A 23,347-nucleotide genomic window follows, 5' to 3' on the forward strand; every position below is an offset into this window, starting at 1 on the left:
CTTATTAACCTTTAAGCTGGGCCAGGGCGCGGTAATCCGCTCCCAGCGTGGCCTGTAAAATCTCTTTCGGATAATCGTCGGTCACTACCGCTTCGCCCATGTGGCGCAGCAACACCAGTCGCAGGCGACCGTCGATCACTTTCTTGTCTATTGCCATATGTTCGAGGAAATCCGCCTCGGTCATCTCCAACGGTGGAACGACCGGCAAGCCGGCGCGCTGGAACAGGCGTATACCCCGATCCCGCTCCTGAGCACTGATCCAGCCCAGGCGTTGCGACATCTCCAATGCCATCACTGTGCCAGCCGCGACGGCTTCCCCATGCAACCACACACCATAGCCCATGTGCGTTTCGATCGCATGGCCGAAGGTGTGACCCAGGTTCAAAGTGGCCCGCACACCGGACTCCCGTTCGTCGGCATTCACCACCAGCGCCTTGGCCGCGCAGGAGCGGGAAATCGCTTCGGTCAGCGCCACTTGGTCCAGCGCGCGCAGGGCATCCATATGTTCTTCGAGCCAGGTCAGGAACGGCTCGTCGCAGATCAGCCCGTACTTGATGACTTCCGCCAACCCCGCCGACAACTCGCGCGGCGGCAGGGTGTTGAGGGTCGCGGTGTCGATCAGCACCACGTTGGGCTGATAGAACGCGCCGACCATGTTCTTGCCCAGCGGGTGGTTGATGCCGGTCTTGCCGCCCACCGACGAATCGACCTGGGAAAGCAGGGTGGTCGGCACCTGGATAAAGTCCACGCCGCGCTGGTAACAGGCTGCCGCAAAACCGGCCATGTCGCCAATCACACCGCCGCCCAAGGCGACCACGGTGGTACGACGGTCATGGCGCGCAGTCAGCAGGCCATCAAAGATCAGTTGCAGGGTTTCCCAGTTCTTGTGGGCTTCGCCGTCAGGCAAGATCACTGAGATCACCGAATACGCCGCGAGGCTGCGGCTCAGACGCTCAAGATACAGCGGCGCGACCGTTTCGTTGGAGATGATCGCCACCTGCCGCCCGGCAATATGCGGAGCGAGCAATTCGGGCAGGTCCAACAAACCTTCGCCAATATGGATTGGGTAGCTGCGCTCGCCTAGATCGACCTTAAGTGTCTGCATGTGTCCCCGCGTGAAGATATATGTACGATCGGCAACGCTCAGATCTGACGTCGCCCGATGGCTCTACGCCACACCTGGAAGGGTAATGACGTGCCGCCGAGAATAGCGCATTTCGGATCTGCCTTTAACGGGGCGGCAACTGCTGCAAGCGCTCAAGAATGTCGAGAACGACCATTCGTGGCGGCCGCTCATCGGTTTCCACCACCAGATCGGCGATTTCCCGATAAAGCGGATCGCGCAACGTCAGCAAATCCCGCAACGTTTTTGCCGGGTCGGCCGTACGCAACAATGGGCGGTTGCGATCGCGGGCGGTGCGGCCCACCTGCTGCTCGACCGATGCATGCAGATAGACCACGCGACCACCGGCATGCAGTGCCCGGCGGTTTTCATCGCGCATGACGGCGCCGCCGCCGGTGGCCAATACCACGCCATCGCAGCCGCACAGCTCGGCAATCATCGCCTGCTCGCGGTCGCGAAAGCCCAGCTCGCCTTCCTTATCGAAGATCCATGGGATATTGGCACCCGTGCGCAATTCAATTTCCTTGTCGGAATCTTTGAACGGCAGGCGCAGCTCTTTGGCCAGCAAACGGCCGATGGTGCTTTTTCCAGCCCCCATCGGTCCTACAAGAATCAAATTTCGCACAGAATCAACGACTCACAGCAATCGCCTGGTTATTCATAATACGCGGAGTCAGGAATACCAGCAGCTCGGATTTTCTTTCCGCCAGCACATCGCGCCGGAAAAGGCGGCCAAGATACGGCACATCGCCCAAAAATGGCACTTTATCTACCACTTTGCTTTGGGTATTGGAGAAAACGCCACCGATGACGATGGTCTCGCCATCCTTGACCAGCACCTTGGCGTTGACTTCGTTTTTCTTGATCGGCGGTACGTCATTGAGCTTGTTCAGATAGTCGGGCTCGTCCTTGGTGACCTTGACCTCCATGACCACCCAGCCATCCGGGGTGATTTGCGGCGTCACCTCCAGCGACAGCGAGGCTTCCTTGAACGACACCGATGTAGCACCGCGCGAGGTGGATTCCTGATAGGGGATCTCGGTGCCCTTGAGGATGCGCGCGGTTTCCTTGTCGGAGGTGACCACCTTGGGCTGCGAGACGATTTCACCGTTGCCGGTTTTCTCCATGGCCGTCAGCTCAAGATCCAGCAACAGGTTGTCGGTGATATAGGCGATACCCAGGCCTGAAGTACCCGTGAGCGAACCCATGTCGACAAACGGCGAGCTGGGCGGGTTCTCCGGCGGTTCAGCACCCTCGGCCGAAGGTTTGTTGATACCGCCCGCCCCCCACTTGCCACGGTTCAGGCGCCCACCCCAGCGCACGCCAAGGCTTTTGTCGTAATCGACATTGGCTTCAACGATCCGCGCCTCGATCATCACCTGGCGCACCGGGACATCCAGTTGCGCCACGATCCGCCGCAGCTCTTCGAGCCGTTCGCCGGTCTGGTAGGCAATAATGTTATTGGTGCGCTCATCCACGGCTACCGAACCGCGCTCATCGGGGATGCCTTCAAGGCTGGTGACCGATTGGAACAATTTGGCCAGGTCCGCCGCCTTGGCGTAATTGACCTGCAACAGTTCCCGGCGCAAGGGCGCCAACTCGGCCATTTGCTTGCGCGACTCCAGGGTCAGCAGTTCGCGGGCGGCCAACTCTTCGGCCGGCGCCACCAGCAACACACCGGCCTTCACCCGCTTGTCCAACCCCTTGGCTTGCAACACCAGGTCCAGTGCCTGATCCCAGGGCACCTCCTTGAGCCGCAGGGTGATGGAGCCTTGCACATCGTCGCTGGCCACCAGATTAAGTCCGGCGACATCCGCAATCTGCTGCAATACAGCGCGCAAATCGATGTTCTGGAAGTTGAGGTTCAGCTTGTCACCGGAATAGCTGGTATTCACCGCCGAGCTGCCGGGAGGTGGCAGCTGGATCAGGTCCAGGCGATTGGGCACAGCAAATGCCATCGGTGCCGTGAACGCTATCCATAGCGCCACACCGAAGGACGAGAAAGTCCTTTTCATTGTTGGATTCCGTTATGAGTTGATAGTTAACACCAGGGTTCGGGAGCGCTCCAGCCATGCGCCCTGCTCATCCGGGAACAGCTCGGCCAGTTCAATGTGGCCTGCATGAATGGCCGTGACCCGGCCGTGGTTGGGCCCCAGGTAATCGCCAACCGCCAGCCGGTGCACAGCCGATGCTGCGCGCAGCAGGACGAAGGTTTGCATGCCGCGGGACAAGGTGCCGACCATTTCGACTTGATCGAGGGCCAGACCTTCCAACACTCCACGTTTACGGGCCAAGTCCGGGGCACGTGCCGGCTGGCCAGGCGCGTGATAGGCCTGCGAGGCGGGGGGCTGGAACGGATCACGCAAAGAGGTCGCATCGTAGACAAATCGCGCCACCGGCTCGACAACGCGCTCAGGCTTGCCGCCAGGCAACCTGCCGCGATAAGCCTTGGCCAGCAGCTCAAGACGCAGTAACGGCCCATCAGACCGAAGCGCAACATCGTGCACCGTGACCATCTGCGACAGCCCGCCCAAGGCACTCACGAACATCGCCAGGTCGTGATAGGCGCCAAACACCCCAACATGAACAGGCTCCTCGATGTAGAACGGCAGAGGCAGTTCGTCCAGGACCGTGACGCCCTCGACCACCACACCGTTGGCCGCCGCCAGCCGAGCAATGGCTTCGAGTAGACCAGGCATATCCGACTCGCCGGGCAATTGGCGTAAAAGCCCGCCAACCGCCTCCTGCATCACCTGCCCCTGACGGGCACGTTCCTCAAGACTGTCTGCCAAGCCAGCCTTTTGCGTGAGTTCCTGTTGCAGCGCCACTGCCTGCGTTTCCAACGTGTGCAGCCGCTCGCCTGCCGGGGCCAGCAGCCAACCATTGCTCACCACCCACACCAGACCTGCCAGCGCGCAGCCCAGCAGAACCTTGCCCGGCAGGGGCCATTTAGCAGCGTTGTAAGCGAGCGTGGAAAAGTCGAGCCTGGGCAGGCTCATGGCTGGGCCTCGGTGGGTTCCCCCTGGCGCACCATCAATTGAAAGGCGTTGCCGCCACCTTGCGCCTCCGCACGCACATGTTGCAGGCGAGTGGCGTGAGCACCTTCAGACGCCTCCAGGCGGCGCATCAGTTGGGCGATATCCTGGCTGGATTCGGCACTGCCGCTGACACTCACGGTGTTGCCCTTGGCTACAACCTCGTGAAGATGCACCCCATCCGGCACCGCACGGGCCAACTGGTCCAATAGCTGGGCGCTGGCCGAGCGGGATTCGTGCAGGTCCTGCACGACCTTCATGCGCGCAGCCAGTTGCTGGCTTTGCTCCTGCAAGTCGTCGATGGTCTTGATGCGGGAGTCCTGAACGGCGACTTCTTTAGTCAGGTGATTGTTGCGCGTCACCTGACGGTCTATAGCCTGATCGATGACCTGGTCCGCCAGCCAAACCGCCGCGAGCGCCACACCGGCGAACGCCAGCAGAAATATCAGGAAGTATTTGCGCCGCCGCTCCGCCAGCGCCTGGCGCCAAGGCAAAAGATTGATTCGTGTCATCCAGCGAAACTCCTCAGGGCCAACCCGCAAGCAACTCCCATCCCATGGGCATCCACGGCCCACTGTGCGCCATCAACGCGATAGCCCGGCGTGAAGCTGGCGAAATCCTGACTGCAAGCGCGCTCCAATGCAAACCCTTCGACATCCACCACCCGTGCCGCCAACCCGGCCAGGGCCAAAACCGCTTTGCGGGCCTCGACCTGCTCCTTGAGGCAGGCTGCCAGCAACACCTCGACCCGCGCCGAGCCCTGGGGCGAAGGGCCACGGACCTGAAAATCAATGGCGACATCGTCCAACGGGTAAGGAATGTACTGGTCGGCCTCCATCTGGATCTTCCAGACCATTTCCTCGTCACTGAGCCCCGCGTCCATTTCAATCACCCGTGTGATGACCGATGGGCCCGAGACTGCCACAGCTGCCTGCCGGGCGGATGTATGCAACCGAGATAACGCCTGCTGCAACGTCCGCGCTATCGCCTCGAGGTCCAACAGCGTGCCATCGACTACGGCATTGGCAGGCAACCCCTGCGTAACATAAGACTGAACGCTGTAACCACCGACTGAATGGCCCAGCTCAATCAGCTTGATGCCTGTGTCATTGATGTCGACGCCCAGCAGGGTGCTGGCTTTTCGCCTGAAAAATCCCTTTCTCATAAAACTCCCCAAAACTTTGCCTGTCATACCGCCTGATTGCGGCCGGGTGTCGTGCATTCGGTCGACTTGTTTAACGGGTACGAATGACGCCCCAAGCCGAAAATGCTTTAATGCCCAGCGTTTTTTCCCGCTTTTTATTTGCAGCTCGGGTCGATCCATCGTTTGCCATGCATGCCCCGACGCCTAACTCATTCTTTTCTCTGGAAATCCAAAAGCCTTGATTCGTCTGCTGAAGTTTTTCGGGTACTCCATTGTCGCGATCGTCTGCGGGCTGCTGCTCGTGCTCAGCGGTGCCTACCTCTACCTTAGTCCGGGTTTGCCTTCCGTAGAGGCGCTCAGAAGTATCCAGTTGCAGATTCCTTTGCGGGTTTACAGCAGCGATGAAAAACTGATCGCGGAGTTCGGCGAAATGCGCCGCACACCGATCCGTTTCGCCGACATTCCACCCAATTTCATCAACGCGCTGCTGTCGGCTGAAGACGATAATTTCGCCAATCACTACGGCGTCGACCCCAGCAGCCTGGTGCGTGCAGCCACACAGCTGGTAAAAAGCGGACACATTCAGTCCGGCGGCAGCACCATCACCATGCAGGTGGCGAAGAACTTCTTCCTCACCAGCGAGCGCAGCTTTTCGCGTAAAGCCACTGAAATCCTGCTGGCATTGCAGATCGAACGTCAGCTGACCAAGGACGAAATCCTTGAGCTGTACGTCAACAAGATCTACCTGGGCAACCGCGCCTACGGGATCGAAGCGGCGTCCCAGGTTTACTATGGCAAGTCGATTCGTGACGCCAGCCTGGCGCAGATGGCAATGATTGCAGGCCTGCCCAAGGCCCCGTCACGCTTTAACCCACTGGCCAACCCTGCGCGCAGCAAAGAGCGTCGCGACTGGATCCTGGGGCGCATGTACAAGCTGGGCAAGATCGACCAGGCCGCCTATGAAAGCGCCGTAGCCGAGCCGTTGAATGCCAGCTACCACGTGCCGACACCGGAAGTGAATGCACCGTACATCGCTGAAATGGCGCGCGCCGAAATGGTCGGTCGTTATGGCAGCGAGGCCTACACCGAAGGCTTCCGCGTGACCACGACCGTTCCTAGCAACCTGCAGGACATCGCCAACAACTCAGTCCATGACGGCCTCGTCACCTATGACCAGCGCCACGGCTATCGCGGCCCCGAATCACGCCTGCCCGGCAAAACCCTGAGCGCCTGGACCACCGAACTGAGCAAACAGCGCCCAATCAGCGGCCTGGAACCGGCCATCGTCACCCAAGTGACGAAAGATGGCGTGCAAGTACTGACCCGCACCGGTGAAGGCCATGTGTCGTGGGACAGCATGAAGTGGGCGCGCCCCTTCCTGAACACCAACAGCATGGGCCCGATGCCCAAGCAGCCGGCGGATGTCGCGCAGGTGGGTGACCTGATCCGCGTAAAACGCCAGAAAGACGACAGCCTGAAATTCAGCCAGGTCCCTGTGGCTCAAGGCGCCCTGGTGTCTCTTGACCCACAGAACGGTGCGATCCGCGCCCTGGTCGGTGGTTTTGCCTTCGAACAAAGCAACTACAACCGCGCCACCCAAGCCAAGCGCCAGCCGGGCTCGAGTTTCAAGCCGTTCGTCTACAGTGCTGCACTGGACAATGGCTACACCGCTGCCAGCCTGGTCAACGACGCGCCGATCGTGTTTGTCGACGAGTACCTGGACAAGGTCTGGCGCCCGAAGAACGACACCAACACGTTCCTCGGCCCTATCCGTATTCGCGAGGCGCTGTACAAGTCGCGTAACCTGGTGTCGATCCGCCTGCTGCAGGCGATGGGCGTTGGCAAGACTATCGACTACATGACGCGCTTCGGCTTCAACAAGTCGGACCTGCCACCCAACCTGTCCCTGGCCCTCGGCACCGCGACCCTCACGCCGATGGAAATCGCCACAGGCTGGAGCACGTTTGCCAACGGCGGCTACAAGATCACGCCGTACCTGATCGACAAGATCGAGAGTCGCAATGGCGACACACTGTTCACCGCCAACCCGCCACGCGTGCCAGGTGATGTGGTCAACGGTGTTGCAGCACCCGATGGCATCGCCGCACCCAGCAACGGCGGCATCACCATTGAGCCAACACCCGGTGCAGCACCAGCCGCAAACGCCCCTGCGCCAACCGAGCCACAAACACCTGCGGTTGCTGAACGTGTCGTGGATGGCCGTACCACCTATATCCTCAACAGCATCCTGGAAGACGTAATCAAGAAGGGTACCGGCCGTCGCGCCCTGGCCTTGGGCCGTGCAGACATTGCAGGCAAGACCGGTACCACCAACGAATCCAAGGACGCCTGGTTCTCCGGCTACAACGCTGACTACGTGACCACCGTATGGACCGGCTACGACCAACCGGAAAGCCTCGGTCGTCGCGAGTTTGGCGGCACCGTCGCCCTGCCGATCTGGATGAGTTACATGGGCGCGGCCTTGAAAGACAAGCCGCTGCACACCCAGCCTGAGCCGGAAGGCATTCTCAGCCTGCGGATTGATCCGGTGAGTGGCCGTGCGGCTTCGCCAAGCACGCCAAATGCGTACTTCGAGTTGTTCAAGAGTGAAGACACGCCGCCGTCGGTCAACGAGCTGGGTAACGGCACCGCACCGGGCAGCCCGCTGCCGGCGGATGAGGCGGCGCCGATCGATCTCTTCTAACTCGGTCTGCGCCTGAACGCAGATCCAATGTAGGAGCGGGCTTACTCGAGAAAGCGGAGTGTCAGTCAATGAACCTGGCGACTGACCCACCGCGTTCGCGAGCAAGCCCGCTCCCACCCTTGGAGCGCCACCAGGCCCAAGCGAATCGCCACAAAAAAGCCCCGACTCGTGAGAGCCGGGGCTTTTTGTTGGTGCGTTACAACAGCTTAGCCGTTGAACACATCATCCACGCTTTGCAGTGGGTAGTGCTTCGGATACGGCAGGGTGGCCACACCCGTCTCGATGGCAGCTTTAGCCACGGCATCGGAGATCAGGGTGATCAGGCGCTTATCCATTGGTTTCGGAATGATGTACTCACGGCCGAACGCCAGCGGGGCACCACCGTAGGCATCGCATACGTCCTGAGGTACCGGCAGCTTGGCCAGTTCACGCAGGGCGTTGGCGGCAGCTACTTTCATCTCTTCGTTGATGCGCTTGGCGCGAACGTCCAGGGCACCACGGAAGATGAACGGGAAACCCAGTACGTTGTTGACCTGGTTCGGATAGTCCGAACGGCCGGTGGCCATGATCACGTCGTTACGGGTGGCGTGCGCCAGTTCCGGGGAGATTTCCGGGTCTGGGTTGGAGCAGGCGAACACGATCGGGTTGGCCGCCATGGACTTCAGGCCTTCAGCGCTCAGCAGGTTCGGGCCGGACAGGCCAACGAACACGTCTGCACCGTTCAAGGCATCAGCCAGGGTGCGCTTGTCAGTGGCGTGGGCAAACATCGCCTTGTACTGGTTCAGGTCGGTACGCTCGGACTGAACAACGCCCTTGCTGTCGACCATGAAGATGTTTTCCAGCTTGGCGCCCATGCTCACCAACAACTTCATGCAGGAGATGGCCGCAGCGCCAGCGCCCAGGCAGACGATCTGAGCGTCAGCCAGAGTTTTGCCAGCGATTTCCAGGGCGTTGATCATGCCGGCCGCAGTAACGATCGCGGTGCCGTGCTGGTCATCGTGGAATACCGGAATGTCGCACTGTTCGATCAGGGCCTTTTCGATCTCGAAGCACTCAGGTGCCTTGATGTCTTCCAGGTTGATGCCACCGAAGGTGATGGAAATGCGCTTAACGGTGTCGATGAAAGCCTGCGGGCTCTCGGAATCGACTTCGATGTCGAAAACGTCGATGCCGGCAAAGCGCTTGAACAGCACGCCCTTACCTTCCATGACTGGCTTGGAAGCCAATGGGCCGAGGTTACCCAGGCCGAGAATCGCGGTGCCATCGGAAATCACTGCAACCAGGTTGCCTTTGCCGGTGTACTTGTACGCCAGTTCGGGGTCGCGGGCGATTTCACGTACGGGCTCGGCAACGCCAGGGCTGTAGGCCAGCGACAGGTCGCGGGCGGTGGCAGTGGCTTTGGTGAGCTCTACACTCAGCTTTCCTGGACGAGGATGGGCATGATATTCGAGAGCGGCAGTTTTCAAATCAGACATATCGGCATTCCGCTTTTACTGTTGGTCGACGGACCGCCGAGGATACGCGTGTCGCAAAGTCCCTACAAGACTGGGCAGTCACAGGTGTCAAGGGCCCTGCGCTACGACTTTCGGCCAAGAGCCACGGGATACAAGGGCCCAACTGTTCACAATTGATATAAAAAATGTCTACAATTTTTTATTCAAACGTCGATTTTTAGCGGCGCTGCTAAATCACAGGCACAAAAAAGGCGTCCACAAGGGACGCCTTTTTCAACAGCCGGCAAAAACCCAGAGGGCTTTTGAGCCTTACTCTGCTGGAGTAGCAGCAGGCTTCTTGCCGAAAGTACCAAAGCGATCTGCGAAGCGCTGTACACGGCCGCCGGTGTCCAGAGTTTTCTGCTTACCGGTGTAGAACGGGTGGCACTCGTTGCATACGTCAGTACCCAGTGGCTTGCACAGGTTCGAACGCGTTTCGAACTTGTTGCCGCAGCTGCAGGTTACTTCGATGGTTTCGTACGCTGGATGGATATCGGCTTTCATGGTGACTTCCTCGGGCTAGCGTGCCGCCACTCGACACTATTGTCGAATACCGCACGTAATTAGGCCGCGGATTCTACCAGACCTTTTTAAACGCGCAAGCAGCGCTTCCCGTGGTTTACCCACATAAAAGCCCCTTTCATCAGAAAAACCCAACACACCAGCGTCCATGTGGGAGCTGGGCTTGCCCGCGATAGCGATATCTCAGGCACCCCATCTAGCGACTGACAAGCCGCCATCGCGGGCAAGCCCGGCTCCCACAGTTGAGCTGCCGTATTCCGAACAACGCGGGACACCCCCACAGCAGGTCTGCTAGGCTCCCGCCCCTGAGCCACCGCCTGCCTTTATATGAGACCCCCGCGTGCCCGACGCCATTTTGCGCCTAGCCCTGCCCTCGCCCCTGCGCCGCCTGTTCGACTACCGGGCCCCGGCTGGCGTGCTGCGGGCACAGTTGCAGCCAGGCATGCGCGTGCGCGTGCCGTTTGGTCGTCGGGAAATGATCGGCATCCTGATCGAAGTCGCCGATCACAGCGAAGTGCCCGCCGAAAAGCTCAAGCCGGCACTGGCTATTCTCGACGCCACGCCACCGCTGCCGCCCGCCTTGTTCAAACTGTGCCTGTGGACCGCCCAGTATTACCAGCACAGCCTGGGCGACACGCTGAGCTGGGCGCTGCCGGTGCTGTTGCGCCAGGGCGAACTGGCCGAAGCGCGCCAGGAACGCTTTTGGTCGATGGTGCCCGGTGCGCGCCTCGATGACCCGCGCATCGCCCGCGCCCCGCGCCAACGTGAAGCCCTGGCGACCCTGGCCCAACACCCACACGGCGTGGCCCATCAGCTATTAAGCAAGCTGATGCTGAGCAAGGACAGCCTCGACCTGCTGTTGACCAAGGGCATGGTGCAGGTGGAAATCCGCAAGCACGCGCCGGACCCGCGCCACGAACACTGGCTGGCCCAGCCCGAACTGCCGCTGAACCCCGAACAGCGCGCGGCGTATGAAGCCATTCGCGCCGGTTTCGACTGCTTTCATGCGTTTCTGTTGGCCGGCGTCACCGGCAGCGGCAAGACCGAAGTGTATTTGCAACTGATCCGCGAAACCCTGCAGGCCGGTAAACAGGCGTTGGTGTTGATCCCCGAGATCAACCTGGGCCCGCAAACCCTGGCGCGCTTCGAACAACGCTTTAACGCGCGCATCGCCCTGGTGCACTCGGCGGTCAACGACCGTGAGCGTTTGGAATCGTGGCTGGCGGCGCGGGACGGCGAGGCCGACATTATTATCGGCACCCGCTCGGCCCTGTTCACGCCCATGAAAAACCCCGGGCTGATCATCATCGACGAGGAGCACGACGGCTCCTATAAACAGCAAGAAGGCCTGCGCTACCACGCCCGTGACCTGGCGCTGGTGCGCGCACGCCAGGAAAACATCCCGATTGTGCTGGGTTCCGCCACGCCCTCGCTGGAAAGCCTGCACAACGCCTACACCGGCCGCTATGGGCTCCTGCGCTTGAATGAGCGGGCAGGCGGCGCCAAGCAACCACGCTTCCTGCGCCTGGATGTAAAAAGTCGCCCGCTGGACAGTGGGATTTCCGGGCCGATGCAACAGGCCATCGGCCAGACCCTTGCCGCCGGCCAGCAAGTGCTGGTGTTTCTCAACCGCCGGGGTTTTGCGCCGACGCTGCTGTGCCACGACTGCGGCTGGATGTCAGAGTGCGAACGCTGCGATGCGCGCATGACCGTGCACCAACGCTACGGCGAGTTGCGCTGCCACCACTGCGGCCATGTAGAGCGTGTGCCGCGCCACTGCCCGCAATGCGGCAAAGTCGACCTGCGCCCGGTAGGCGCGGGCACCGAGCGCGCCGAAGAGCGCTTGGGCATCCTGTTCCCGGATTACCCGGTGCTGCGGGTCGACCGCGACAGCACCTCGCGCAAAGACGCGATGAACCAGCTGTTTACCACCATCCAGAAAGGCCAGCCGTGCATTCTGGTCGGCACGCAGATGCTTGCCAAAGGGCATCACTTTCCACGCGTCACGCTGGTGTCGATCCTGGATGCCGACGGGGGCTTGTTCTCCGGGGACTTCCGCGCCAGCGAGCGCATGGCGCAGCTGATCGTGCAGGTCGCAGGCCGTGCCGGGCGCGCCGAAGAGCCAGGCAAAGTCATTATCCAAACTCACCTGGCCGACCACCCGCTACTGATACAGCTGACTGAACAAGGCTACTTTGCCTTTGCCGAACAAGCGCTTAGCGAACGCCGCTCCGCCGGCCTGCCGCCTTTCTCTCATCTGGCCCTGCTGCGGGCTGAAGCGCATAAACCGGGGCAGGCGGAAAGTTTTCTGGATGAGGCGTGCAGTGCCGCCGAACGTTTGCTGGGCGAACTGGGTCTGACCGGCATCGAATTGCTCGGCCCGGTGCCCGCCCCCATGGAACGTCGTGCCGGGCGCTACCGTGCTCAGCTACTCTTGCAGGCATCGTCCCGCGCACCGCTGCATCGGCTATTAAGTAGCTGGTTGCTTGCCCTGGAGCAAATGCCCAGTGGCCGCCAAGTGCGATGGTCGTTGGATGTGGACCCGGTAGATTTGTATTGACTGCAAAATCGCTATCGCAGGCAAGCCAGCTCCCACATTTTGAAATGTGAATACCCTTAAATGTGGGCGCGGGCTTGCCCGCGATGAGGCCCGCAGGTCTACCAACCCGTCTGAACGGTTGGCAAGCCCGCCCTCGCCACGGATAATGCCCAGTTTTTCCACCTGCGCATCGCGCGCCGCCGCTTGCGGTCGAAAGAGAACACCATGAAAGACACCATTCGCCAGCTGATCCAACAAGCCCTCACCCAACTCGTCAACGAAGGTGTGTTGCCTGAAGGCCTGACGCCGGCGATCCAGGTGGAAAACACCCGCGACAAGACCCACGGCGACTTCGCCAGCAACATCGCGATGATGCTGTCCAAGCCTGCGGGCATGAAGCCGCGCGACCTGGCGGAAAAAATCATCGCCGCGCTGCCGGTTGACGAGAGTGTCACCAAGGCTGAAATCGCCGGCCCTGGCTTCATCAACTTCTTCCAGAACACCCAGGCCCTGGCTTCGCGCCTGGACGCGGCCCTGGCCGACGCCAGCATTGGCGTGCGCAAGGCCGGCCCGTTGCAGCGCGTGGCCATCGACCTGTCGGCACCGAACCTGGCCAAAGAGATGCACGTCGGCCACTTGCGCTCGACCATCATTGGCGACGGCGTGGCGCGGGTGCTGGAGTTCCTGGGCGACGACGTGATCCGCCAGAACCACGTGGGCGACTGGGGCACGCAGTTCGGCATGCTGATGGCGTACCTGCAGGAAAACCCGATTACCAGCAACGAGCTGTCGGACCTGGAAAACTTCTACCGCGCCGCGAAGAAGCGCTTCGACGAATCCGAAGAATTCGCCGACCGCGCCCGTGGCCTGGTGGTCAAGCTGCAAGCCGGTGACAAGGAATGCCTGGAACTGTGGGGCCGCTTCCGTGAGATCTCGCTGTCGCACTGCCAGGAAATCTACGAACTGCTCAACGTGAAACTGACCATGGCCGACGTGATGGGCGAAAGCGCCTACAACGACGACCTGATCAACGTGGTCAACGACCTCAAGGCCAAGGGCCTGCTGGTTGAGAGCAACGGCGCGCAGTGCGTGTTCCTCGAAGAATTCAAGACTGCCGACGGCGAGCCGCTGCCGGTGATCATCGTCAAGGCCGATGGCGGCTACCTCTACGCCACCACTGACCTGGCGGCCGTGCGCTACCGCAGCGGCGTGCTGAAAGCCGACCGCGCCCTGTATTTTGTCGACCAGCGCCAGGCCCTGCACTTCCAGCAGGTGTTTGAAGTGGCACGTCGCGCGGGCTTCGTCACCCACCCGATGCACATGGAGCATATGGGTTTCGGCACCATGAACGGCGCCGACGGCCGCCCGTTCAAGACCCGTGACGGCGGCACCGTGAAGCTGATCGACCTGCTGAACGAAGCCCAGGAGCGTGCCTACAACCTGGTGAAGGAAAAGAACCCGGAACTGGCCGAGGCCGAGCTGCGCAACATCGCCCGAGTGGTGGGCATTGGCGCGGTGAAATACGCCGACCTGTCCAAGCACCGCACCAGCGACTACAGCTTCAACTTCGAGCTGATGCTGAACTTCGAAGGCAATACCGCGCCGTACCTGCTGTACGCCTACACCCGCGTGGCCGGTGTGTTCCGCAAGTTGGGCAAGGACTTCAGCGAAGTTGAAGGCCAGATCAATCTTGAAGCGCCGCATGAACAGGAACTGGCTGCCAAACTGGCGCAATTCGGCGAAGTGCTGAACAGCGTCGGCGAGAAAGGCACGCCGCATATCCTCTGCACCTATTTGTACGAAGTCGCCGGCCTGTTCTCCAGCTTCTACGAGAACTGCCCGATTCTCACTGCCGACGAAGAAGCCCAAAAGCAAAGTCGCCTGCGCCTCGCCGCATTGGCTGGACGGACCCTCAAGCAAGGCCTGGAACTGTTAGGCCTGGAAACTCTGGAGCGTATGTAAGTTGGCTGCCAAGAAAAAACCTGCACCCAAGCGCGGCGCCAGCCGCTATCAGGCACCGGCGAAGAAACCTATTCCGGGCTGGCTATGGATGGCTATCGGCCTGGCGGTCGGCGCGTTTGTGGTGATTCTGATGAAGCTGGAGCCCGGCAAGGGCGACGACGTCAAACGCGTCAAGCAAGAGCAGCAGAAGGCCACGAAAATGGCCGAAGCCAACAAAACTGCGCCTAGCCCTACAGCACCGGTGAAGCCGAAATACGACTTCTATACGCTGCTGCCTGAATCGGAAGTGATCGTGCCGCCCGACGCCGTGCCGGAGAAAACCCTGCCGACGCCGCAAGTGCCGACCACGCCGGTGACCCCAGCGGAAGCCGCGAAAATCGACACGGCGCGTGCCCAGGCCGCTCTGGCCGGCATCACCCCGCCACCGCCGCCGCCCGTCGCGACCACCAAGGCTGCGCCGGTGACCAAGTTCTTCCTGCAAGCGGGCTCGTTCCCGAAACAGGCGGATGCGGATCGCGTGCGGGCTCAGATCATTCTGTTGGGCCAAGCGGTGACGGTGGAGTCCGGCACAGTGAAGGACGCGACCTGGTATCGCGTACTGGTCGGGCCGTTCAGCAACCGCGAACAGCTGACCGTGGCGCAGAAACAATTGGCGGGAGCCGGCTTTAGTAACCTGTTGTTACAACAACGCCAGAGCCGCTGATTCTGAGAACACAGTAGGCCCCATGTGGGAGCGGGCTTGCTCGCGAATGCGGTAGATCAGTCACTATTTCCGGCGACTGACATACCGTATTCGCGAGCAAGCCCGCTCCCACATTTGGTTTTGGGACGCTCGCAAAAATGTGTCAGACCAATAAACACCACTCGTCCGCCACACCCCCCTACGGTTGAAATCCCTCCCTCCACCCCCATATGAGTTTCCATCAGGGCATTTTCGCCCCGCTGCGTGGAGACTCCCCCTTGACCACCATCGTTTCAGTACGTCGCCACGGCAAAGTCGTCATGGGCGGCGACGGCCAGGTTTCCCTTGGCAACACCGTGATGAAAGGCAACGCCAAAAAAGTGCGTCGTCTGTACCACGGCCAGGTGCTCGCAGGCTTTGCCGGCGCCACCGCCGACGCCTTCACCCTTTTCGAGCGTTTTGAAGGGCAACTGGAAAAACACCAGGGCCACCTCGTTCGCGCCGCTGTCGAACTCGCCAAAGAATGGCGCACCGACCGTACCCTCAGCCGCCTGGAAGCCATGCTGGCAGTCGCCAACAAAGACGCGTCCTTGATCATCACCGGTAACGGCGATGTGGTTGAGCCTGAACATGGCCTGATCGCCATGGGTTCCGGCGGTGGCTACGCCCAAGCGGCAGCCAGCGCCTTGCTGAAGAAAACCGACCTGTCGGCCCGTGAAATCGTCGAGACCGCCTTGGGCATCGCCGGCGATATCTGCGTGTTCACCAACCACAACTTCACCATTGAGGAGCAGGACCTCGCCGAATAAGCCGTAGGCTTATTCCCGCTTGAGGCCGCCAAACACTATGTCCATGACTCCCCGCGAAATCGTCCATGAACTTAATCGCCATATCATCGGCCAGGACGATGCCAAGCGCGCCGTTGCCATTGCGCTGCGTAACCGCTGGCGCCGGATGCAACTGCCCGAAGAACTGCGCGTTGAAGTAACGCCGAAGAACATTCTGATGATCGGGCCGACCGGCGTCGGTAAAACCGAAATCGCCCGGCGCCTGGCCAAACTGGCCAACGCCCCGTTCATCAAGGTCGAAGCCACCAAGTTCACCGAAGTGGGCTATGTGGGCCGCGACGTTGAGTCGATCATTCGTGACCTGGCCGACGCCGCGCTGAAACTGCTGCGCGAACAGGAAATGACCAAGGTCAGCCATCGCGCCGAAGACGCCGCCGAAGAACGCATCCTCGATGCCTTGCTGCCGCCGGCACGCATGGGTTTCAACGAAGACGCCGCACCGGCCTCGGATTCCAATACCCGCCAGCTGTTCCGCAAGCGCCTGCGTGAAGGCCAACTGGACGACAAGGAAATCGAGATCGAAGTCGCCGAAGTGTCCGGCGTCGATATCTCCGCACCGCCTGGCATGGAAGAAATGACCAGCCAGTTGCAGAACCTGTTCGCCAACATGGGCAAGGGCAAGAAGAAAAGCCGCAAGCTCAAGGTGAAGGAAGCGCTGAAGCTGGTGCGCGACGAAGAAGCCGGGCGCCTGGTCAATGAGGAAGAACTCAAGGCCAAGGCCCTGGAAGCGGTCGAGCAGCACGGCATCGTGTTTATCGACGAGATCGACAAGGTGGCCAAGCGCGGCAACTCCGGTGGCGTCGATGTCTCGCGCGAAGGCGTACAGCGCGACCTGCTGCCGCTGATCGAAGGCTGCACCGTGAACACCAAGCTGGGCATGGTCAAGACCGACCACATCCTGTTCATCGCCTCGGGTGCATTCCACCTGAGCAAGCCAAGCGACCTGGTGCCGGAGCTGCAAGGCCGCCTGCCGATTCGCGTGGAACTCAAGGCGCTGACCCCGGGCGACTTCGAACGTATCCTCAGCGAGCCACACGCTTCGCTCACCGAGCAATACCGTGAGCTGCTGAAAACCGAAGGCCTGGCCATCGAGTTCCTGCCGGACGGCATCAAGCGCCTGGCGGAGATCGCCTGGCAGGTCAACGAGAAGACCGAGAACATCGGTGCCCGTCGCCTGCATACCCTGCTTGAGCGCTTGCTGGAGGAAGTGTCCTTCAGCGCCGGCGACATGGCAGGCTTGCAGAATGGCGAAGCGATCAAGATCGACGCTGAGTACGTCAACAGCCACCTGGGCGAATTGGCGCAGAACGAAGATCTGTCGCGCTACATTCTGTAGAGCTCAAGCTGTAAGCTACAAGCGGCAAGTTGATCGCGTTCAACTTGAAGCTTGTAGCTTGCAGCCCAAGGTCTCCCACATGTTGAAATTTCCCACTGCTGTAAATCTCCACAAAACCTCCAACACCCTCGGCCTCACCTACGGGCCCGACGAGGTCTACCAGCTCCCCGCCGAACTGCTGCGCACCCACTCGCCTTCCGCCGAGGTCCAGGGCCACGGCAAACCCATCCTGCAATTCGGCAAACTCAACGTCCGGTTGATCAAGATAGAACCGGCCGGTCAGTACGCACTGAAATTGACCTTCGACGACGGGCATGACAGCGGACTGTTCACCTGGGACTACCTCTACCAACTGGCTGTGCGCCAGGAAGCGCTGTGGGCCGACTATCTTGCTGAACTCAAAGCCGCCGGTAAAACCCGCGATCCGAGTGAGTCGGTCGTGCGGCTGATGCTCTAGCCCAGGCTTCTTGCTCTTTAGAGGGCATTTTCTAATTTCATCTGCTTGAATGCCCTGTCGCGTGGCCAACGATTGGCCCGCTTGCGAAAAAAATTAAACTCGGGTAACCAATGGAACTGGCAAGTTCCCTGCATTTAACGATGCGGTATTTACGGTCACCCGAGTCGCAGTACCAGGCTGGTGTCGTGTATCGAAATTGGGTGCGCAGCAATCGCCGGTACTCGTCTTTCGGACAATGGAGCGTCGTAGATGAGTAACAAGAATAACGATGACTTGAAACGCCAGGCCTCGGAAAACACCCTGGGGCTGAACCCGATCATCGCGTTACGCAAAAAGGACTTATTAGCCTCGGCGAAGATGGTGCTGACCCAAGCCATCAAGCAACCGTTGCACAGCGTCAAGCACGTCGCCCACTTTGGCATCGAATTGAAGAATGTGATGTTCGGCAAATCCGCGCTGGTGCCCGAAAGCGACGACCGCCGCTTCCACGACCCGGCCTGGAGCCAGAACCCGCTCTATAAACGTTACCTCCAAACCTACCTGGCGTGGCGCAAGGAACTGCACGACTGGATCGGCGACAGCAACCTGTCGGAACAGGACATCAGCCGCGGCCACTTCGTGATCAACCTGATGACCGAAGCCATGGCCCCCACCAACAGTGCGGCCAACCCGGCGGCGGTCAAACGCTTCTTTGAAACAGGCGGTAAAAGCCTGCTCGATGGCCTGTCCCATCTGGCCAAGGACATGGTGCACAACGGCGGCATGCCGAGCCAGGTCAACATGGGTGCCTTTGAAGTGGGCAAGACCCTGGGCACCACCGAAGGCGCGGTAGTCTTTCGCAACGATGTACTGGAGCTGATCCAGTACAAGCCCATCACCGAACAGGTACACGAGCGCCCACTGCTGGTGGTACCGCCGCAGATCAACAAATTCTATGTGTTCGACCTGAGCCCGGAGAAGAGCCTGGCGCGCTTCTGCCTGCGTAATGGCCTGCAGACGTTTATCGTCAGTTGGCGCAACCCGACCAAGGCCCAGCGCGAGTGGGGCCTGTCGACCTATATCGAGGCGCTCAAGGAAGCGGTCGATGTGGTCACGGCGATTACCGGCAGCAAAGACATCAACATGCTCGGCGCCTGCTCCGGCGGCATCACCTGCACTGCGCTGCTGGGCCACTATGCCGCGCTGGGGGAAAAGAAGGTCAACGCCCTCACCCTGCTGGTGAGCGTGCTGGACACGACCCTCGACACCCAGGTGGCGCTGTTCGTCGACGAACAGACCCTGGAGGCGGCCAAGCGCCACTCCTACCAGGCCGGTGTGCTGGAAGGCCGCGACATGGCCAAAGTGTTTGCCTGGATGCGCCCCAACGACCTGATCTGGAACTACTGGGTCAATAACTACCTGCTGGGCAACGAGCCGCCGGTGTTCGATATCCTGTTCTGGAACAACGACACCACGCGCTTGCCGGCTGCCTTCCATGGCGACTTGATCGAGCTGTTCAAGAACAACCCGCTGGTGCGCGCCAACGCCCTGGAAGTGTGCGGCACGCCGATCGACCTCAAGCAGGTCACCGCCGACATCTACTCCCTGGCCGGCACCAACGACCACATCACGCCATGGCAGTCCTGCTACAAGTCGGCGCAGCTGTTTGGTGGCAAGGTCGAGTTTGTGTTGTCCAGCAGCGGGCATATCCAGAGCATCCTCAACCCGCCAGGCAACCCCAAGGCGCGCTATCAGACCAGCGATGGGCTGGCGGGCAAGGCGCTGGAGTGGCAGGAAAATGCGACCAAGCACACCGATTCCTGGTGGCTGCACTGGCAGGCATGGCAGGCAGAGCGGGCGGGAAAAATGAAGAAAGCACCTACAAGTTTGGGTAACAAAGCCTATGCCGCAGCTGAGGCTGCGCCGGGTACTTATGTGCATGAAAGATAAAAAATTGTGTGATTGAAATGAGATCGATGTGGGAGCTGGCTTGCCTGCGATGGCAATCTATCAGTCACCTGCTTGCTAGCTGATCCACCGCTATCGCAGGCAAGCCAGCTCCCACATAGACCGAGTTCCTACAGATAAGTAGCGCCACTCCACAGGGCTTGAGCATGCCGCAACCGTTCATCTTCCGTACCATCGACCTGGATGGCCAGACCATCCGCACGGCGGTGCGCCCGGGCAAGCCTCACTTGACGCCGCTGCTGATCTTCAACGGCATCGGCGCCAACCTTGAGCTGGTGTTTCCGTTCGTCCAGGCGCTGGACCCGGACCTGGAAGTGATCGCCTTCGATGTGCCGGGCGTGGGCGGCTCCTCGACGCCCAAACGGCCCTATCGATTTCCCGGATTAGCCAAACTTACCGCGCGCATGCTCGATTACCTGGACTATGGCCAGGTGAATGCGGTGGGTGTTTCCTGGGGCGGGGCACTGGCGCAACAGTTTGCGTATGACTACCCGGAGCGCTGCAAAAAACTGATCCTCGCGGCCACCGCTGCCGGTGCATTCATGGTGCCGGGCAAGCCGAAGGTACTGTGGCTCATGGCCAGCCCCCGGCGTTATATCCAGCCGTCCCATGTGGTGCGCATTGCGCCAATGATTTATGGCGGTTCGTTCCGCCGCGATTCAAAACTGGCCGCCGAGCACGCCAGCAAAGTGCGCTCGGCCGGCAAGCTGGGTTACTACTGGCAACTGTTCGCGGGGCTGGGCTGGACCAGCATTCACTGGCTGCACAAAATCCGCCAACCCACCCTGGTGCTGGCGGGGGACGACGACCCGCTGATCCCGCTGATCAACATGCGCATGCTCGCCTGGCGCATTCCCAACGCACAGTTGCACATCATCGATGACGGCCACTTGTTCCTGATCACCCGGGCCGAAGCCGTGGCGCCGATCATCATGAAGTTTCTCGAGGAGGAGCGCCTGCGGGCTGTGATTCACCCGCGACCGGCGGTGTAAGGACTGCACCGCCGCGCAACTTGCCGAGAACCGACTATGGTTCTGAATTGGCGTGCCTGTTGTTGCCTTGACGAAGGAGTGTTGGCTCATGCGAGAAAGACCCGTGACGAACCCGGCGCCCATCCCTGCCGCGTTCATCAATGCGCAAAATGCGATTACCGGCCTCAGGGGGCGGGATCTGCTGGCGACCCTGCGCAGCGTTGCAGCTCACGGCTTGCGCAACCCGGTGCATACCGCGCGTCATGCGCTGGCACTAGGCGGTCAGCTGGGCCGCGTCTTACTGGGCGAAACCGTGCACGAGCCCAACCCTAACGACGCGCGCTTTATCGACCCCACCTGGAAGCTCAACCCGCTGTATCGACGCAGCCTGCAAGCCTATTTGAGCTGGCAGAAACAGACCCGCCACTGGATCGATGACAGCGCCTTGAGCGCGGATGACCGAGCCCGCGCGCACTTCGCCTTCGCCTTGCTCAACGATGCTGTCTCGCCCTCCAATACGCTGCTCAACCCGCTGGCCATCAAGGAGTTGCTCAACTCAGGCGGCAACAGTGTGGTGCGCGGCGCGAGCAATCTGTTTAACGACTTGCTGCACAACAATGGCCTGCCAAGCCAGGTCAGCAAACACGCGTTTGAAGTGGGCAAGACCGTCGCCACTACCCCGGGCTCAGTGGTGTTTCGCAACGAGCTATTGGAGCTGATCCAATACAAGCCGATGAGCGAAAAACAGTACGCCAAGCCCCTGCTGATCGTGCCGCCGCAAATCAACAAGTACTACATTTTCGACCTCAGCCCGGCCAACAGCTTTGTGCAGTACGCCCTGAAAAACGGCCTGCAGACCTTTATGGTCAGCTGGCGCAACCCGGATGTGCGTCACCGCGAATGGGGCCTGTCCACCTACGTAGCGGCGCTGGAAGAAGCGTTGAATGTGTGCCGGGCGATCACTGGCGCCCGCGAGGTCAACCTGATGGGGGCTTGCGCCGGCGGCCTGACCATCGCCGCGCTGCAGGGCCACCTGCAAGCCAAGCGCCAGCTGCGGCGCATTTCCAGCGCTAGTTACCTGGTGAGCCTGCTGGACAGCCAGATCGACAGCCCCGCCACGCTGTTCGCCGATGAACAAACCCTGGAAGCCGCCAAGCGCCGCTCCTACCAGCAAGGCGTGCTGGACGGTCGCGACATGGCCAAGGTGTTTGCCTGGATGCGCCCCAACGACTTGATCTGGAACTACTGGATCAACAACTACCTGCTGGGCAAGGAACCGCCAGCGTTCGACATCCTGTACTGGAACAACGACAACACGCGGCTGCCCGCCGCGCTGCATGGCGATTTGCTGGACTTCTTCAAGCACAACCCGTTGAGCCATCCCGGCGGCCTGGAAGTGTGCGGCACGCCTATCGATTTGCAGAAGGTCACGGTGGACAGCTTCAGCGTGGCCGGGATTAACGACCACATCACACCGTGGGACGCGGTGTATCGCTCCACACAATTGCTGGGCGGCGAGCGACGCTTCGTACTGTCCAACAGCGGGCATATCCAGAGCATCCTCAACCCACCGGGCAACCCCAAGGCCAACTACGTCGAAAACCCCAAGCTGAGCAGCGACCCACGCGCCTGGTACTACGACGCCAACCACGTCGAAGGCAGCTGGTGGCCGCAGTGGCTGGAGTGGGTTCAACAACGCTCCGGCGTACAACGCGAAACCCTGACCGCCCTGGGCAACCAGAATTACCCACCGATGGAAGCGGCGCCGGGCACTTATGTGCGAGTGCGCTGAGCTCAACGATCACATTAAGAAGACTGGATGAAGACCCGCGACCGTATCCTTGAATGTGCCCTGCTGTTGTTCAACCACAAGGGCGAACCGAACGTGTCGACCATGGAGGTGGCCAATGAAATGGGGATCAGCCCCGGCAACCTCTACTACCATTTCCATGGCAAGGAACCGTTGGTACTCGGGCTGTTCGAGCGTTTCCAGAACGAACTGGCACCGCTGCTCGACCCACCGGCAGATGCGCAGTTGAGGGCCGAGGACTATTGGTTATTCCTGCACCTGATCGTCGAGCGCATGGCCCATTACCGGTTTCTGTTTCAGGACCTGTCGAACCTTGCAGGACGCCTGCCGAAGCTGGCCAAGGGCATTCGTAATTTGCTGACGGCGCTCAAGCGAACACTGGCTTCATTACTGGCGCGACTCAAGGCGGCGGGGCAGTTGGTCAGTGATACCCAGGCGCTGGGGCAACTGGTGGAGCAAATCACCATGACCTTGCTGTTTTCGCTGGATTACCAGCGGATTCTGGACCGTGAGGGCGAGGTGCGGGTGGTGGTGTACCAAATCATGATGCTGGTGGCGCCGCATCTGCTGTTGCCGGCGCGACAGGCGACCGAGAAGTTCGCACTGAAATACTTGGATGATCTGGATTGAACATGTGGGAGCGGGCTTGCCCGCGATAGCGGTGGATCAGCCAATTTCAATGTGACTGACACTGCGCCATCGCGGGCAAGCCCGCTCCCACACTGGATTTGAGGTGTTCATAAAGTCGCAAAAAAACGCCCGACCTTCGCAGGC

At 60.6% G+C, this 23,347-nt stretch carries 19 protein-coding genes; 11 read left to right on the forward strand and 8 right to left on the reverse strand.

All coding sequences use genetic code 11. The annotated features are described in order from the left end of the window. Positions 1-4: 4 nt before the first annotated feature. The 6 genes from aroB to pilM all read right to left on the reverse strand — a co-directional run bounded on the left by aroB (position 5) and on the right by pilM (position 5,323). Positions 5-1,105, reverse strand: a complete 1,101-nt coding sequence (gene aroB / locus ACDZ94_RS06440) for a 3-dehydroquinate synthase (RefSeq protein ID WP_053253955.1) — start codon at positions 1,103-1,105, stop codon at positions 5-7. A gap of 124 nt (positions 1,106-1,229) precedes the next feature. After that, positions 1,230-1,748 carry a shikimate kinase AroK gene (gene aroK / locus ACDZ94_RS06445; protein ID WP_017138567.1) on the reverse strand — a complete coding sequence of 173 codons (519 nt, stop codon included), beginning with the start codon at positions 1,746-1,748 and terminating at the stop codon, positions 1,230-1,232. A 4-nt stretch (positions 1,749-1,752) separates the two neighbouring features. After that, positions 1,753-3,081, reverse strand: coding sequence for a type IV pilus secretin PilQ (locus ACDZ94_RS06450; protein ID WP_064450308.1), 1,329 nt, complete (start codon positions 3,079-3,081; stop codon positions 1,753-1,755). Positions 3,082-3,150: 69 nt separating this feature from the next. Continuing rightward, on the reverse strand, positions 3,151-4,122 hold the full coding sequence (locus ACDZ94_RS06455; protein ID WP_432751217.1) for a pilus assembly protein PilP: 972 nt from the start codon (positions 4,120-4,122) through the stop codon (positions 3,151-3,153). Next, positions 4,119-4,670 (reverse strand): PilN domain-containing protein, encoded by a 552-nt coding sequence (locus tag ACDZ94_RS06460; RefSeq protein WP_432751218.1) that lies wholly within the window; start codon positions 4,668-4,670, stop codon positions 4,119-4,121. The genes ACDZ94_RS06455 and ACDZ94_RS06460 overlap by 4 nt, the downstream gene beginning before the upstream one ends. Next, on the reverse strand, positions 4,667-5,323 hold the full coding sequence (gene pilM / locus ACDZ94_RS06465) for a type IV pilus assembly protein PilM (RefSeq protein WP_221296023.1): 657 nt from the start codon (positions 5,321-5,323) through the stop codon (positions 4,667-4,669). Before pilM ends, ACDZ94_RS06460 begins: the two co-directional genes overlap by 4 nt. Before the next feature lie 220 nt (positions 5,324-5,543). Between pilM and ACDZ94_RS06470 the strand changes: the two genes are divergently transcribed. Then, positions 5,544-8,006 (forward strand): penicillin-binding protein 1A, encoded by a 2,463-nt coding sequence (locus ACDZ94_RS06470; protein WP_407015984.1) that lies wholly within the window; start codon positions 5,544-5,546, stop codon positions 8,004-8,006. A gap of 206 nt (positions 8,007-8,212) precedes the next feature. On the opposite strand, the gene ACDZ94_RS06475 is transcribed toward ACDZ94_RS06470, so the two are convergent. Further along, positions 8,213-9,481 (reverse strand): malic enzyme-like NAD(P)-binding protein, encoded by a 1,269-nt coding sequence (locus ACDZ94_RS06475; RefSeq protein ID WP_064450304.1) that lies wholly within the window; start codon positions 9,479-9,481, stop codon positions 8,213-8,215. Positions 9,482-9,769: 288 nt separating this feature from the next. Continuing rightward, on the reverse strand, positions 9,770-10,003 hold the full coding sequence (rpmE, locus tag ACDZ94_RS06480) for a 50S ribosomal protein L31 (protein ID WP_064450303.1): 234 nt from the start codon (positions 10,001-10,003) through the stop codon (positions 9,770-9,772). A 358-nt stretch (positions 10,004-10,361) separates the two neighbouring features. Here rpmE and ACDZ94_RS06485 point away from each other — a divergent pair, with 358 nt between their 5' ends. From ACDZ94_RS06485 to ACDZ94_RS06530, 10 genes are all read left to right on the forward strand, one after another. After that, positions 10,362-12,581, forward strand: coding sequence for a primosomal protein N' (locus tag ACDZ94_RS06485; RefSeq protein ID WP_432751219.1), 2,220 nt, complete (start codon positions 10,362-10,364; stop codon positions 12,579-12,581). 204 nt (positions 12,582-12,785) lie between these two features. Continuing rightward, a complete protein-coding gene (gene argS / locus ACDZ94_RS06490; protein ID WP_432751220.1) occupies positions 12,786-14,522 on the forward strand; it encodes an arginine--tRNA ligase in 1,737 nt (578 codons plus the stop codon). Between the two features lies 1 nt (position 14,523). After that, a complete protein-coding gene (locus ACDZ94_RS06495; protein WP_053253947.1) occupies positions 14,524-15,225 on the forward strand; it encodes an SPOR domain-containing protein in 702 nt (233 codons plus the stop codon). A gap of 257 nt (positions 15,226-15,482) precedes the next feature. Next, complete coding sequence (gene hslV / locus ACDZ94_RS06500) at positions 15,483-16,013, forward strand: ATP-dependent protease subunit HslV (protein ID WP_064450299.1); 531 nt, start codon at positions 15,483-15,485, stop codon at positions 16,011-16,013. Between the two features lie 37 nt (positions 16,014-16,050). Further along, a complete protein-coding gene (gene hslU / locus ACDZ94_RS06505; protein ID WP_064450298.1) occupies positions 16,051-17,388 on the forward strand; it encodes an ATP-dependent protease ATPase subunit HslU in 1,338 nt (445 codons plus the stop codon). Positions 17,389-17,467: 79 nt separating this feature from the next. Further along, positions 17,468-17,845, forward strand: coding sequence for a gamma-butyrobetaine hydroxylase-like domain-containing protein (locus tag ACDZ94_RS06510; RefSeq protein WP_064450297.1), 378 nt, complete (start codon positions 17,468-17,470; stop codon positions 17,843-17,845). A gap of 249 nt (positions 17,846-18,094) precedes the next feature. After that, a complete protein-coding gene (gene phaC, locus ACDZ94_RS06515) occupies positions 18,095-19,774 on the forward strand; it encodes a class II poly(R)-hydroxyalkanoic acid synthase (protein WP_064450296.1) in 1,680 nt (559 codons plus the stop codon). Positions 19,775-19,938: 164 nt separating this feature from the next. After that, complete coding sequence (phaZ, locus tag ACDZ94_RS06520; protein WP_053253943.1) at positions 19,939-20,784, forward strand: poly(3-hydroxyalkanoate) depolymerase; 846 nt, start codon at positions 19,939-19,941, stop codon at positions 20,782-20,784. An 88-nt stretch (positions 20,785-20,872) separates the two neighbouring features. Continuing rightward, the gene (phaC, locus tag ACDZ94_RS06525) at positions 20,873-22,555 is read left to right on the forward strand and encodes a class II poly(R)-hydroxyalkanoic acid synthase (RefSeq protein ID WP_064450295.1); all 1,683 of its coding nucleotides are present in this window, start codon (positions 20,873-20,875) and stop codon (positions 22,553-22,555) included. Between the two features lie 27 nt (positions 22,556-22,582). Further along, the gene (locus tag ACDZ94_RS06530; protein WP_064450294.1) at positions 22,583-23,203 is read left to right on the forward strand and encodes a TetR/AcrR family transcriptional regulator; all 621 of its coding nucleotides are present in this window, start codon (positions 22,583-22,585) and stop codon (positions 23,201-23,203) included. The last annotated feature ends 144 nt before the right edge of the window (positions 23,204-23,347 follow it).

The sequence above is a fragment of the Pseudomonas sp. UBT genome, assembly GCF_050915955.1.
Classification (GTDB): domain Bacteria; phylum Pseudomonadota; class Gammaproteobacteria; order Pseudomonadales; family Pseudomonadaceae; genus Aquipseudomonas; species Aquipseudomonas antarctica_A.

Coding starts and splice junctions, on each gene's coding strand:
- aroB (WP_053253955.1), bottom strand. CDS start 1,105: ATGCAGACACTTAAGGTCGATCTAGGCGAGCGCAGCTACCCAATCCAT.
- ACDZ94_RS06450 (WP_064450308.1), bottom strand. CDS start 3,081: ATGGCATTTGCTGTGCCCAATCGCCTGGACCTGATCCAGCTGCCACCT.
- ACDZ94_RS06455 (WP_432751217.1), bottom strand. CDS start 4,122: ATGAGCCTGCCCAGGCTCGACTTTTCCACGCTCGCTTACAACGCTGCT.
- ACDZ94_RS06460 (WP_432751218.1), bottom strand. CDS start 4,670: ATGACACGAATCAATCTTTTGCCTTGGCGCCAGGCGCTGGCGGAGCGG.
- pilM (WP_221296023.1), bottom strand. CDS start 5,323: ATGAGAAAGGGATTTTTCAGGCGAAAAGCCAGCACCCTGCTGGGCGTC.
- ACDZ94_RS06475 (WP_064450304.1), bottom strand. CDS start 9,481: ATGTCTGATTTGAAAACTGCCGCTCTCGAATATCATGCCCATCCTCGT.
- rpmE (WP_064450303.1), bottom strand. CDS start 10,003: ATGAAAGCCGATATCCATCCAGCGTACGAAACCATCGAAGTAACCTGC.
- argS (WP_432751220.1), top strand. CDS start 12,786: ATGAAAGACACCATTCGCCAGCTGATCCAACAAGCCCTCACCCAACTC.
- hslU (WP_064450298.1), top strand. CDS start 16,051: ATGTCCATGACTCCCCGCGAAATCGTCCATGAACTTAATCGCCATATC.
- ACDZ94_RS06510 (WP_064450297.1), top strand. CDS start 17,468: ATGTTGAAATTTCCCACTGCTGTAAATCTCCACAAAACCTCCAACACC.
- phaC (WP_064450296.1), top strand. CDS start 18,095: ATGAGTAACAAGAATAACGATGACTTGAAACGCCAGGCCTCGGAAAAC.
- phaZ (WP_053253943.1), top strand. CDS start 19,939: ATGCCGCAACCGTTCATCTTCCGTACCATCGACCTGGATGGCCAGACC.
- phaC (WP_064450295.1), top strand. CDS start 20,873: ATGCGAGAAAGACCCGTGACGAACCCGGCGCCCATCCCTGCCGCGTTC.
- ACDZ94_RS06530 (WP_064450294.1), top strand. CDS start 22,583: ATGAAGACCCGCGACCGTATCCTTGAATGTGCCCTGCTGTTGTTCAAC.